This is a genomic window from Acinetobacter sp. YH01018 (genome assembly GCF_013420295.1).
In the GTDB taxonomy this organism is placed as follows: Bacteria; Pseudomonadota; Gammaproteobacteria; order Pseudomonadales; family Moraxellaceae; genus Acinetobacter.
In genome coordinates this window covers 1-14,081 of record NZ_VOYL01000012.1, presented here as the reverse complement: position 1 = coordinate 14,081, position 14,081 = coordinate 1, and the positions used below count along the sequence as shown (strand labels likewise).

The 14,081-nt window shown below is 44.0% G+C and carries 9 protein-coding genes; 5 read left to right on the top strand and 4 right to left on the bottom strand.

The genetic code is table 11. The features are described 5' to 3' along the window. Nucleotides 1–853: 853 nt before the first annotated feature. The 3 genes from hcaE to FTT83_RS06090 all read left to right on the top strand — a co-directional run bounded on the left by hcaE (nucleotide 854) and on the right by FTT83_RS06090 (nucleotide 3,855). Nucleotides 854–2,221, top strand: coding sequence for a 3-phenylpropionate/cinnamic acid dioxygenase subunit alpha (hcaE, locus tag FTT83_RS06100; protein ID WP_166167679.1), 1,368 nt, complete (start codon nucleotides 854–856; stop codon nucleotides 2,219–2,221). Continuing rightward, nucleotides 2,218–2,736, top strand: coding sequence for a 3-phenylpropionate/cinnamic acid dioxygenase subunit beta (gene hcaF / locus FTT83_RS06095; RefSeq protein WP_086196003.1), 519 nt, complete (start codon nucleotides 2,218–2,220; stop codon nucleotides 2,734–2,736). Before hcaE ends, hcaF begins: the two co-directional genes overlap by 4 nt. Nucleotides 2,737–2,889: 153 nt before the next feature. Next, nucleotides 2,890–3,855, top strand: coding sequence for a 3-carboxyethylcatechol 2,3-dioxygenase (locus FTT83_RS06090; protein ID WP_180176440.1), 966 nt, complete (start codon nucleotides 2,890–2,892; stop codon nucleotides 3,853–3,855). Between the two features lie 722 nt (nucleotides 3,856–4,577). On the opposite strand, the gene FTT83_RS06085 is transcribed toward FTT83_RS06090, so the two are convergent. From FTT83_RS06085 to FTT83_RS06070, 4 genes are all read right to left on the bottom strand, one after another. Then, on the bottom strand, nucleotides 4,578–6,026 hold the full coding sequence (locus tag FTT83_RS06085) for an NAD-dependent succinate-semialdehyde dehydrogenase (RefSeq protein WP_180042446.1): 1,449 nt from the start codon (nucleotides 6,024–6,026) through the stop codon (nucleotides 4,578–4,580). Between the two features lie 19 nt (nucleotides 6,027–6,045). Continuing rightward, the gene (gene gabT / locus FTT83_RS06080; RefSeq protein WP_166167689.1) at nucleotides 6,046–7,305 is read right to left on the bottom strand and encodes a 4-aminobutyrate--2-oxoglutarate transaminase; all 1,260 of its coding nucleotides are present in this window, start codon (nucleotides 7,303–7,305) and stop codon (nucleotides 6,046–6,048) included. Between the two features lie 281 nt (nucleotides 7,306–7,586). Beyond that, entirely contained in the window at nucleotides 7,587–8,768 is a 1,182-nt protein-coding gene (locus FTT83_RS06075; protein ID WP_180176441.1) for a hypothetical protein, read from the bottom strand. A gap of 145 nt (nucleotides 8,769–8,913) precedes the next feature. Beyond that, the gene (locus FTT83_RS06070) at nucleotides 8,914–10,185 is read right to left on the bottom strand and encodes a Glu/Leu/Phe/Val dehydrogenase (protein ID WP_166167856.1); all 1,272 of its coding nucleotides are present in this window, start codon (nucleotides 10,183–10,185) and stop codon (nucleotides 8,914–8,916) included. Nucleotides 10,186–10,504: 319 nt separating this feature from the next. Here FTT83_RS06070 and FTT83_RS06065 point away from each other — a divergent pair, with 319 nt between their 5' ends. Together FTT83_RS06065 and FTT83_RS06060 are read left to right on the top strand one after the other, a co-directional pair. Then, nucleotides 10,505–12,007 (top strand): PLP-dependent aminotransferase family protein, encoded by a 1,503-nt coding sequence (locus tag FTT83_RS06065; RefSeq protein WP_131273627.1) that lies wholly within the window; start codon nucleotides 10,505–10,507, stop codon nucleotides 12,005–12,007. A 417-nt stretch (nucleotides 12,008–12,424) separates the two neighbouring features. Further along, on the top strand, nucleotides 12,425–13,870 hold the full coding sequence (locus tag FTT83_RS06060; protein WP_180176442.1) for an amino acid permease: 1,446 nt from the start codon (nucleotides 12,425–12,427) through the stop codon (nucleotides 13,868–13,870). Nucleotides 13,871–14,081: the final 211 nt, after the last annotated feature.

Genomic DNA, 14,081 nt, shown 5'->3' with positions numbered 1-14,081 from the left:
CCATACTCAAAGACACAATATAGCCCAGCAAAATGGTACATTCTCAGCTCACCCCGATCGAGATAATAAAGGTTAGACAGGATATTCTTGACCTTTTGTACAATATTGTGCCGAATGCCCTAAGCTTTTAGTAAAGTCAAAAACCGCGTTGTGCAGGGTCAAGTACCCATTTAAGGAAAATACATTTTCCTCAGCAAACTCCTCTTTAGGTTTGATACATTATGGCTTTTCACATCAATGCCTTATTCCTCATCTTTGATTTATTGACTAAGAGAAGTTCACCTCTTCAGCAACGCTCATAAAGTAATGGAGGCACCATAGTTTTATATAACCGACTCGCCGAGTAATAAAAAATCTTACACCTAACACCTAAAAAAATATGCCCACCTTAAATATAAGTATTTTAGTAGGAATTACTACTTTAATTATAATTGTAAATACAAAAATTAAAATAAAACAACACATCCAAAATATGAGTAATTTAGTAGGAATTATTCCTAAAAAACAATGAAAAAACATATCAATAAAAATAGATAATATTAAATTAAATGTTTGTAAATAAACAATAAAAAATTGAAAAACAATATTCTAGTTAAATAATATTAATTAAATTAAAAAAACACACTTTAAATACTATCAATTTAGTAGGAATTACTAAAAAAAATACGTTCATTAAATTAAAAAACAGATTATAATCACGAGCAATTTAATAGGAATTATTACCACAATAATAATCCATTAAATATATTAATTAAAATAAATAAAATATTTCCTAAAATACACCCGAAAATTTCATCATCGTTGAAAAGTTAAGTCTATTACTTTGTGCCAAGATTGGTCGCAGGAGCTTTTCATGAGTGGAAAAATTGATGTGCGCGAAATCGACGCTTTAGTCGATGCACAAAATGGACGTATTACTCCATCTATTTATACAGATCCAGATTTATACGAATTAGAACTTGAACGCGTGTTTGGTCGTACATGGTTATTCCTTTGCCATGAAAGCCAGATTCCTAAAGCCGGTGACTTTTTTAACACCTACATGGGTGAAGATCCGATTATTGTGGCACGCCAAAAAGACGGTTCAGTTAAAGCATTCTTAAACCAATGTCGTCACCGTGCTATGCGCGTAAGCTTCGCAGACTGTGGTAATACCCGTGCGTTCACTTGCCCATACCACGGCTGGTCATACGGTATTGACGGTTCTTTAAAAGACATCCCGCTTGAAGAGCGTGCTTACCCACAAGGGGCTTGCAAAAAAGAATGGGGATTACTTGAAGTAACCCGTGTTAAATCCTACAAAGGCCTGGTATTTGGCTGCTGGGATGAAACAACGCCTGACCTAGAAGAATACATGGGCGATATGGCTTGGTATTTAGATGGTGTTCTAGATCGTCGCCCTGGTGGTACAGTGATTGTTGGTGGTGTACACAAGTGGGAAATCGAGTGTAACTGGAAATTTGCTGCTGAACAGTTCGCATCTGACCAATACCACGCATTGTTCTCTCATGCATCTGCAGTACAGGTGCTTGGTGCAAAACCGGACGATGATGCGTCTAAACACCTTGGTGCAGCACAAACGGCCCGTCCAGTGTGGGAAACAGCGAAAGACGCGATCCAATTCGGTTCACGTGGCCATGGTTCAGGCTTCTTCTTCACCGAAAAACCAGATGCAAACGTTTGGGTAGATGGTGAAGTAGCAAACTATTTCCGTGAAACTTATGAAGAAGTAAAAGAACGTTTAGGTGAAACCCGTGCACTGCGTCTAGCAGGTCACAACACCATGTTCCCGACACTGTCTTGGTTGAACGGTACTGCAACACTTCGTGTATGGCACCCACGTGGTCCAAACAAAACTGAAGTTTGGGCATTCTGTATCTGTGATGCTGATGCACCACAAGACGTGAAAGATGCATTTGAACGTTCTGCAACCCGTGCTTTCGGTCCTGCTGGTTTCCTTGAGCAAGATGACTCTGAAAACTGGGTAGAAATTCAAAAAGTATTACGTGGTTATAAAGCTCGTCAAAACAAACTGATCGTTGAGATGGGTAAAGGCAGCGAAAAAGTACGTGAAGATGGTGTCCCTGGTATCACCAGCTATATTTTCTCTGAAACAGCAGCACGTGGTTTTTATCGTCGTTGGGCAGACCTGCTGATTCATAAAGAATGGGAAGATGTTGAGAAAGCAACTGAAGCATATGAGAAGGAGCTTGTGAAATGAGTCAAGTAAGTGTGGAACTTCATTACGAAATCAGTCAGTTTCTTTATCGTGAAGCAAAATTGCTGGATGACTGGAAATTTCGCGAATGGCTGGATGTTATGGCAGACGACGTTTCTTACGTCCTGCGTACCACGCCAAACGCGCAAACCCGTGACCGTCGCCGTTCAGTTGAGCCACCAACAACTTGGGTGTTCAACGACAACAAACATCTGTTGGAACGCCGTGTAGCGCGTCTGGAAACGGGTATGGCTTGGGCGGAAGAGCCTCCATCACGTACCACTCACATGGTGAGCAACGTGATTGTTGAACCAACTGAAGTTGCAGGCGAATACGATGTGTACGTGACTTATCTGCTCTACCGTTCTCAAAAAGAGAAAGATATTACGATTTACTGTGGTAAACGTCACGACAAGATCCGTAAAGTTGAAGGTGGTTTAGGCTGGCAAATTTTTGACCGCAAAATCACCCTAGACCAAGTGACCTATACCTCACATAACCTGAGTGTGTTCTTCTGATGAATACGATTTTTATTTGTCAAGTTACAGTCTAGATATCCGTAGTTTACGTCAGCTGTATGCTAGATGCTTTGATGAATAAAAATCTAGTCTGATCAAAACGGACTTATCGGCAGCCTGTTCTTAGGCTGCCTTCCTTTTAAGGAGCCTGTTATGGCTATTAAACTTATTTGTGCATCTCATAGCCCTTTAATGGAATTTGCTTCACCTCAGGAAAAACGCAAAGAACAGGTTGTTCGTGATGCCTTTGCCAAACTGGCAGTTGAAGTAAAAGCTTATGACCCTACCCTGATCATTACTTTTGGTCCTGACCATTTTAATGGTTTCTTCTATGACCTGATGCCAAGCTTCTGTGTCGGTGTTCGTGCCAAGGCTGCAGGTGACTGGGACTATGGTAAAGATAATGACCACCTGAATGTACCTCAAGACAAGGCACTGGCTTTGGTTCGCAGTGTACTGGATGAAGGTGTGGATGTTGCATATTCTTATCGCATGCAAGCTGACCATGGGGTAACCCAGCCTTTACATTTCCTCTGTGAAGGTCAGCTTGACCGTTATCCAACAATTCCAGTTTTTATTAATGGCGCTGCAGCACCTATGCCCACCACCAAGCGTACCATCGCTTTAGGCCGTGCTGTAGGTCAGTTTATCAAGTCTTTAAACCTTGAAAATGAACGTGTACTTGTCCTGGGTACCGGTGGTTTGTCACACGATCCACCGACTCCGCAAATGGGTTCTGTGCCACCAGAAGTGGAAGAGTTCCTGATTGCGGGCCGTAACCCGACACCTGAAGCACGTAATGCCCGTCAGGCGAATGTGATTTCTGTCGGTCAGCGTCTGGCTGCAGGCGACAAGAGCATTTCTGTGCCTCTAAACCCTGAGTGGGATCTGGCATTACTTGAAAAATTCAAAAATGCAGATTTCGCTGCACTGGAAGCCATGACTGAAGCGGAAATCCGCCGTGACGGTGGCCGTGGTGGTCAGGAAGTTCGTGCCTGGATGGCTGCATTTGCTGCCTTGAGCGAACTGGGCGAATACGACATGACGACACATTGCTATGAAGAAATCAGTGAGTGGATTGCGGGCTTCGGCATCGTATCTGCTGAGTTAAAAGCTTAATGACATGAGCAACATCGAAACCATCCGTGGCAATAGCGTAAATAAAATCAACGCTGAAGCGCATACGGTTGAATTTCAAAATGGTGACGGTGTTGCTTGTAACGGCTGGTATAGGATGTCACTTGGTAAGCTAAGGATACGTTGAGTAAACATATTTATACTCTGCTTAATCTGGAAGAATCACCGGCACTGGTTCCCATAGTGCAGCCAGGCCGCCCAGACTTTTCAATTTGCCGAAAAAGTTGCCTGAAGGCGAAGGTATTGATTGGAATGTTGGGATTATAGATGCTACAAAAATTCTAATCTAAAGGTCTAAAACAGAAGAAAAACTATAGTGACCAGAAAAAAACGCATTTTCAAACAGCTAAAATTTTTAACAACTGTGCAACTCCCTTAAGAGATGTATTTGAAGTGGCCGTAAAGAATAATATTATTTCTAGAAATCCAATGAATAAAATCAAAAACCGTAAGGTTCAAGTTGAAATACCGGACCCCTTTACAAGAAAAGAAATGGAAACTCTTCTTTCATGGCTAGGATCAGAATAATTTTAGCCAATAAAGATATTTGGCAGAAAATCAATTCCAGTTATTGATATAGACAAATCATGTTGCTTAAAAATATTTTTTAACTGCTGTGTGAGTTAAGTTTAAACAGTTTTTATTGTATAAAAATCAGCCCTGAATGGGCAGGGCTGATTTTTAACTGGTTGATGTAGCATTTATTATGAAGATAAATCTACACACAGATATTTCATTTCGAGATATTCATCAATACCGAATTTAGAACCTTCACGTCCTAAACCAGATTGCTTCACACCACCAAATGGCGCAACTTCATTAGAAATGGCACCGGTATTAATTCCGACCATGCCATATTCCAATGCTTCACCGACACGCCATTGACGCGCTGTACTCTGTGTGAATACATAAGTAGCCAAGCCAAACTCGGTATCATTTGCCATCGCCACCGCTTCTTCTTCCGTGTGGAAGCGGAATAATGGAGCCAATGGACCAAAAGTTTCTTCTTTAGCCACTTTCATGTCCTGGGTTACTTCAGTCAGCACGGTAGGCTCAAAGAAAGTGCCGCCTAGACTTGAACGCTGGCCACCAATTTTAATCTGTGCACCTTTGCTCGCTGCATCTGTAATATGCGACTGCACCTTGGTAATTGCATCTTCATCAATTAACGGGCCTTGAGTGGAACCGTCTTGACGGCCATCACCCACTTTTAAATTGGCTACAGCGGCAGTCAATTTCTCAGCCAGCGCATCATAAATGCCATCTTGCACATAAATACGGTTGGCACAGACACAGGTTTGACCGCTATTACGGAACTTGCTGACCATAATGCCCTGAACCGCCTGCTCCAGATTGGCATCATCAAAAACCAGTACTGGCGCATTGCCACCCAGCTCAAGTGACAGTTTTTTGATGGTTGGCGCACATTGCTGCATCAAAATGCGGCCGACTTGAGTCGAACCGGTAAAGCTCAGCTTTTTCACTGTGTCGCTTTCGCACAAGGTTTTGCCCACTTCAATGGCATCGCCACTAATGTGCAGCAATACATCTTGTGGTAAACCTGCCTGTAAAGCTAGCACTTCCAGAGCATAGGCTGTTAATGGCGTTTGCTCAGCCGGTTTAACCAGCATAGAACAGCCGGCAGCAATTGCAGGCGCAGCCTTACGGGTAATCATGGCTGCAGGGAAATTCCACGGCGTAATTGCAGCGGTGACCCCAATTGCCTGTTTGATGACCAACAAGCGCTGATTCGGCAACGTTGGTGTCAGCACTTCACCGTCAATACGGCGCGCCTGTTCAGCAAACCAGCGGATAAAGGAGGCGGCATAAGCAATCTCACCGCGCGCTTCAGCTAAAGGTTTACCTTGTTCAGCAGTCAAAATCTGAGCCAATGACTCTTTATTTTCCTGCATCAAATCAAACCAGGCCCACAGCACATCAGCGCGTTGTAATGCTGTTTGTGCTTTCCATGCCTTCTGTGCCGTCTGTGAACGAGCAATTGCTTGTTCTACCGATGCACGGTCATGGGATTTCACCCATGCCAGCGTGTCATGTGTTGCCGCATCTTTTACTTCGATGTAATCGCCACTTAAGGGCTGATCCAAGCAAACATCCGGATGCTGTAATAAATATTTCAAATGATCTGGAAGCATTTCAATCCCTCATTCATTCTTATGCAGTTAAAGTTGCAAATCCCTGTTCTAAAATAGCCAGGCCTTCACGGAATTGCGCTGTTGGAATGGTTAAAGGATATAGGAAACGAATCACATTACCAGAACGACCGCAGGTTAAAATCAGCAGGCCATTTGCCATTGCATAGTTTTGCACCGCTTTGGCCTGTTCAGCCGTTTCCAATTCTACTGCAACCATTGAACCCAGCGCGCGAATATCAGTGACTACATTGCTGCTGGCTTTAATGTTATTTAATACCGAAACCAGTTCCGCACCCAAGACATTGGCACGATCACACAGACCTTCACCTTCAATCACATCAATAACTGCATGTGCTGCAGCAACGGCGATCGGACTACCCGCATAAGTACCGCCTAAGCCGCCAGGATTCGGTGCATCCATAACTTCAGTACGACCAACCACGCCAGAGATCGGGAAACCACCGCCCAGGCTTTTTGCCATCGTGATCAGGTCTGCTTTGGTTTCGTAGTGATTCATGGCAAACAGTTTACCGGTACGGGCAAAGCCTGTTTGTACTTCATCTGCAATCATCAAAATACCATGCTGATCACACAATGCACGTAAACGCTTTAAAAATTCTGCCGGTACAACATTAAAACCGCCTTCACCTTGCACAGGCTCAAGTACGATTGCCGCCACATCATGTGCAGCCACATCTTCAGCAAAAATGTCTTCAATGCTTTGGATGGCATCGTCCACAGTAATGCCTTTTGACTCTACCGGATAACGTGCATGGAAAACACCCGCCGGCATTACCCCAAAGTCACGTTTGTAAGGGGCAGTTTTACCCGTCATGGCCATGGTCATGAATGAACGACCATGGAAACCGTTACCAAAAGTTACAATGCCGTGACGGCCAGTATAGGCACGGGCAATTTTAACTGCATTTTCTACTGCTTCAGCACCAGTAGAAAAGAATGAGGTTTTTGCAGGGCCGTCAATTGGTGCACGCTCATTAATACGCTCAGCAAGAGAGACATAACTTTCGTAAGGTACAACCTGATAGGCTGTATGGGTAAATTTTGTTAATTGTTCAGTAACAGCAGCAATAATTTTAGGATGACGATGACCGGTATTCAGTACCGCAATACCACCTGCGAAATCGATATATTGATTGCCTTCGGCATCCCAAATTGTCGAGTTCTCTGCTTTCTCCGCGTACCATTGACACATGACACCAACACCACGAGGCGTCGCTTGCTGTTTACGTGCATTCAGTGCAGAGTGTTTACTGTCCATTTTGTATCCTCATTCTTGATTCATACATTGTAAAATTTTGGCATCCATATCATGTGCTTGATGATATGCAAATGACTGATTGATCTTCCTCATTTTGCGCTTTTATCGGCCTGATACGAGAGCCACTTTGAATCAGATAGACAGAGCCAATTCACCCCATCCCGAAGATTTAAAAAATCAAAAAAACAGGATAATTAGATACAAATCATAAAGTTGAAATTACACCATAAAAAATGGCACCTTTTTTATAAGGTGCCATTTTGATAACTGAGAGCAAAAATTTAAAAATTATACATAAACAGTAAATTCAGCAGCCGGCTATGGCCTGCGGCATCTCCTTGCGCCAAAGAACCTGCATCACCGCCAATGAATACATCATTTTTACCAGTGATATATTCGGCTGCCAGCGAAAACTGCTTAACATCCAGCTGAGCCCCCAAAATATTGCGTGTAGATGTACCGAAACCGGACTTGTCTTTATCAAAGACGGTATAGCTGACATAAGGCGTCAGATCGTAATCTTTGTAAAAATCAGTCATTTGATAATCCAGATTCGCCACATAATAATTGGCTTTATTGGCCACATGATACTTCGATTCAAAAGAACCTACCGTGGCATAATCTGGATTTTCTACAGCCTGGGTATCTGCACGATTCTGTCCGGCAGTCAGGGTCAGGTTTGCATTCTGGTAGTTTAAGCGACCAAACACATTCCATGCATTGCGATGCCCGGTTTGACCATTGCGGTTATTTTCCAAATCTGAATACCAGTACGAACCGCCGACATTCAGCTTAACCGGGCTGTCCTGCAACGGAATCTGCTGATTGATGCGTGCGACCCACATGTTTTTTTCTTCGATGTCATCGGTGCTGGCATCTTCCGGCTGGACATAATTGGCCGCATAACGCGCCGCATCGTCACCAGTGCCGGCAAAACTTCCCCCATCACGCACAAAATAAGCCACATTGACCTTGGTATTTGTACCGAGCTGCTGCTGCCAGTTAATACCCAGATTATGCACATCTTCCAGTCCGGCATTGTCCATTGAACTGCCGTACCAGCTGCTGCTCCAGAAGCGGCCAATACCAAAAGGCATATCTTGCAGACCCAAGGTGATGCGGCTGTCATCATTCAGCTTATAGCCCAAGTTGGCATTCACCAAAGTTGAAAAATCACATAGGGTATCATTTTGATAGCAACGGTATTCCACATCGCCGAACAATGACTTGGCATCATATTTCAGGCTGAGTTTCGCCGCATTAAACTTTACTTTATGGTCACTGTCCGAATAATCCTTATCCTGATAATTCGCTCGTAGCCACCCCGATACGGTCAGTTTGCCTAAATCGGTATCGGCATCTCCCCAAGAAAGCGAATCTGCCTGCACGGTGGCAGACATCGTAACGGCACTGGCGACAAGCGCACAGAACGAAAATGGTTTCACTAAAAAACGTTGCGACATTATAGAAGCCCCAAAAAAGAAATAATAATTTTCAAAACCAGGTCGCTGGCAAAAGCAAAGTTTCTGACCAAATGGAATCAGCAAAGGCGTTAAATATCCAAACTTATGCCGGGTCAAATATTGCATCCTGCAAGAGACCCTACCCTTAACCTGGATAGATGCCGCGCTCTTGGCGAGCCATCAGAATTCGTTCACATGCCAAAATATAAGCTGCGGTACGTAAAGAACATCCGGCCTGCATGGCTTTGAGCCAAACGTCATGCACAGCATTTTTCATGATCACATCCATGCGCTGATTGATTTCTTCTTCTGTCCAGAAATAGCTGGCAAGGTCTTGTACCCATTCGAAATAGCTGACAGTCACGCCACCAGCATTGCAGATCACGTCCGGTACAACAGTGATTTGACGCTGACTCAGGATTTCATCCGCTTCAGTGAGGGTCGGACCATTGGCCCCTTCCAAAATGATCTTGGCTTGAATAGTTTGGGCAACATGCACATCAATCACCCCTTCCAGCGCCGCAGGAATAAACACTTCTGCGGGAATTTGCCAGAATTTTGCCATCGCGATTTCGTCGCTTGCAGCAAACCCCTGAATCTTGTGATAGGTGTTTGAATATTCCATTAACTTGGGAATATCAATCCCTTGTTCCTGATATAGGGTTGCGGAGTGATCCTGTACGCAAATCACTTTGCTGCCATTTTCATGAAACAGCAAGGCGGCTTCGCTGCCGACATTACCAAACCCCTGCACACACACCCGGGCATCCTTTAAATCCAGGTCAATTTGCTGCGCCACTTCACGCCCGCTAATATACACGCCACGTCCTGTGGCTTTACTGCGGCCTAAAGAACCGCCAAGATGCACGGGTTTCCCGGTCACCACACCGGTAATGGTAGAACCGGCATTCATGGAAAAGGTGTCCATCATCCAGGCCATAATTTGCGGATTGGTCCCCACATCCGGTGCCGGAATATCCTTTTGCGGCCCAATAACCAAATTGATTTCTGCGGTATAACGCCGTGTCAATCGTTCTAGTTCACGCTTGGATAACTGGCTTGGATCAACCCGTACCCCGCCTTTGGCACCCCCAAAAGGTAAATTCAGCGCCGCACACTTAATCGTCATCCATGCAGACAGTGCCATCACCTCATCTAAATTGACATCAGGATGGAAGCGTACACCGCCTTTGCCCGGACCACGGGTCAAATTATGCTGAACCCGATAACCTTCAAAATGCTGAACGCTGCCATCATCCATAATCACCGGAATATCCACAATCAGACTTCGCTTCGGGCGTCGCAACATATCCAGTCTTTCGCTGAGTTCACCCAGATAAGGAGCCACTTTATCCAGCTGTTTCAGATAATTGTTCCAGGCCGTCGTACCGTGCTCGGTATAGGTGAGCCCCTTCATCATTGTGTTCATTGCATGATCCTGTTTTTTGTATGCAGACGCATTTCCTTGCGACTACAAAAAGTATAAATTTATCTCTGCTTGTCGGCATTTATTGATCCAGCTCTGTAGCCAGCGTGATCTGAGCTAAAACATTCAGCTTGGATTTTTCGCTTTGGCTTTAACCCAGATATGTGTATATTGCCTGCCGTTTACAGGCCCGTATTTACATGCACTGCGCAACAACGGGATACTTTACAATTACTGCCTGACCAGATTATTTTGCACATACCGATATCGCTCTCACGAGAGCCACTTTGAATTTGTAGGAGAGAGCCAATTGCGTAGCTTGCTTGGAGACTATTTGCTGCAGCGATTACAGCAAGATATCGATGGAACATTGCAGCTACGATTATTTCGCTGCTTACGCAATGCCATAATTGACGGCGTATTGGCACCCAAGACTCGTCTGCCGGCATCCCGCGATCTGGCCAAAGAGATCAAGGTTTCCCGTAATACGGTATTAAGTGCATATGAACAATTACAGGCTCAAGGGTATGTCGATGCCCGCACAGGACAAGGCACCTGGGTCACAGATAAACTGCCCGAATCCTTTTTAGTCAAGGCGGAAAATAGCAACGCCCCTGTTCAAGAAAAAAAATCTCAGCAAAGTTACAGCTTGTCTCAGCGTGGTTCTTACTTAATCGGCTATTCAGCAGCCTCGCCTTATCAATGGGGTGCTTTTGTTCCCGGTGCACCGGATGTGACAGAGTTTCCGCATCACATTTTTAGCAAAATTCAGACCCGTTTGAGCCGTGAACCGGAAATTACCCGCTTGATTTACAGCAATGCTGGCGGCTGTCTGGAACTGCGCCAAGAACTTGCGGAATATCTGAAAATTGCACGTTCGGTGCAATGCGATGCCGATCAAATCATTATTACCGAAGGCACGCATCAGGCGATTGATTTAGTCTCGCGTACCTTGAGCGACATTGGCGATGAAGTCTGGATCGAAGATCCAGCCTACTGGGGCGCCCGCAACATTTTGCGCATTAACGGGGTCAATCTGCGTTCACTGCCGGTCGATCAGGAAGGCATTATTCCTGATCTTGATCCGAAAGTACCCCCCAAGCTGATCTTTGTTACACCCTCCCACCAGTATCCGCTAGGTTCACATCTAAGCCTGGAACGACGCAAACAGCTGATTGCAATTGCCCGGCAGCATAAAAGCTGGATTGTGGAAGATGATTATGACAGTGAATTCAGGTTTTCAGGCCAGCCCTATCCGTCTTTACAAGGATTGGAACCTGATTCCCCGGTCATTTATATGGGCACATTCAGCAAAACCATTTATCCTGCACTGCGTATCGGCTATCTGGTGGTTCCGAAGAAACTGTTTTCCCCACTGCGCATTGTGGCCTCAGAACTCTATCGCGGTGGACATTTAATTGATCAGAAGGCACTGGCAGAATTTATCCGTGAGGGCCATTATGAGGCGCATATCCGGCGCATGCGCTTACTCTACAGTAAACGCCATGCATTTCTGATTGATTTAATTCACCGTCATTTAGGTGAAGATTTTCTGCACGAATACAACACGGCAGCAGGCCTACACCTGATTTTAAAACTACCAAGCAGCAGTGATGATGTCCTGATTGCATCGAATGCACTTGATCAAGGTATTAAGGTCAGAGCCCTGTCGCAATACTATACCAAGCACTATTCTACCCGGCAGAAAGGATTACTGCTCGGTTTCGCCTGCGTGAGCGAACAAGAAATATTGGTGGCTTTCGGCGTACTGTTAAAATGCTTGCGCGACAATGGAATTCATACTTTAAATTAGTAAAATTTCGATTCTAATTAAAATTTTATTTTTAAAATCAATATATTATCATCCTGTTTTTAAACAAGGAGTAAAACCTTTTATGGCCCCTTCATTTTATTTAGTCTTTATTTTTCTGTAAACATTTCTTTCTGTAATTTTCACCTTTTTAACGCAATTGGCTCCCTTCAATAGCTAAAAAATGGCTCTCGTCACCTGACAACAAAAAAGAGAAATTAGCAGCATACATAAACAGCATGTAACAGTTTTGTAATCAAAGTGTGATTTTTCATGTGTTTATAGAAACATCGGCTTTATTAAGTTTAACTTAAAATTAATGAAGTGATTGCGAATTCGGTTACAGTTTCAAAGGATAGATAGTGTACACAAGGTAGAGAGCTCTATTGCTGTTACACTATGGATATTAAGGGAAATTATATGGCAGAACATCAACATGTCTCCACGCCCGATTCATCACACGGCTTAAAAAGTGGACTTAAGTCACGTCATCTTACAATGATCTCGATTGCCGGGGTAATTGGTGGCTCACTGTTCATTGGCTCCGGTAATGTAATCTACTCGGCAGGTCCCGCTGCAATTTTGGCTTATGCTTTTGGTGGATTGCTCATTTTATTAATCATGCGCATGCTGGGTGAAATGGCCGTTCTCAACCCGGATAGCGGTTCATTCTCAACTTATGCTGATCGTGCAATTGGCCGCTGGGCAGGTTTTACCATTGGCTGGCTGTATTGGTGTTCTTGGGCATTACTGATGGGCTGGGAAGCGTATGTCGCAGGTAAAATCCTCAACAGCTGGTTTCCGTTTATCCCCATCTGGGGCTATATGCTCCTAGTGATTGTGTCACTGGTTGTCGTTAACTTACAAAATGTCAAAAACTATGGCGAATTTGAGTTTTGGTTTGCCCTGATCAAAGTGATCGCAATTGTTATTTTCTTAGTCATTGGTAGCTTGGCAGTTATGCACTTATGGCCGTGGAGCCAAGCAGGTGTGTCAGGTATTACCCATTTAACCTCTGAAGGTTTTATGCCCAATGGTTTCTCTGCGGTAATCACGGCATTACTCGGGGTTATGTTTGCCTACATTGGCGCTGAAATTGTGACGGTGGCTGCCGCAGAATCACAAAACCCTGCACGTGAAATCCGCAAAGCATCTAACTCAGTGGTATGGCGTATCATGTTGTTTTATGTCGGTTCAATGCTTATTACCGTCTGCCTGATTCCACATAACAATCCACTACTCAAAGACCCAACTTGGGGAACCTATAGTGTGACCTTAACTGCACTCGGTATTCCAGAAGCAAAACACATTGTCAATTTTGTGGTTCTGACTTCAGTGTGTAGCTGTTTTAACTCTGCACTGTATACCTGTTCACGTATGCTGTTTTCATTGTCAAAACGTCACGATGCACCGAAAAGCTTTGGTTTAATCAACCGTAATGGTAGTCCTTGGATGGGTGTTCTGGTGTCATCATCATTCGCTTTATTGGCAACCTACCTGACTGCCACTGAAAGTATGAATGTCTACGACATCTTTATGTTAGCGACAGGTACAGCGGCACTTTATGTTTATCTCACCATTGCTTTTTCTCAATTACGTATGCGTAAGAAATTAGAAGCGGAAGGACAAGTGATTGACTTTAAAATGTGGTTATTCCCTTGGCTGACTTATCTGGCAATCTTCTTTATTATTGGCGCCCTGATTACCATGCTGGTTGAAGGAACATATTTCAAAGAAGTGACTTATACCAGCTTGCTTGCGCTCTTTATTGTCGGATTAGGCATCTGTGCACAAAAATTCAATTGGGGTAAAGATTCACAAAAAAAAATTTCACAAAATAGAATAAACTTGAGCGACAATATTTAATGCTCAAGCTGATAAAATAAATCTTGCTGACAGAATCAGACCCAGCTGGTAGGTGAATCGTTAATCTAAACTTTCACCTACCAATGGCTTTGTTGCACAAACCTATCTGTAAAGGCTTTTTCAGCGATATAATTTTCAAATGAAGAAGCCTACACACAAAATCTACCGCACAACCAATTGGCCCGCATATAACCGAGCACTCATGAGTCGC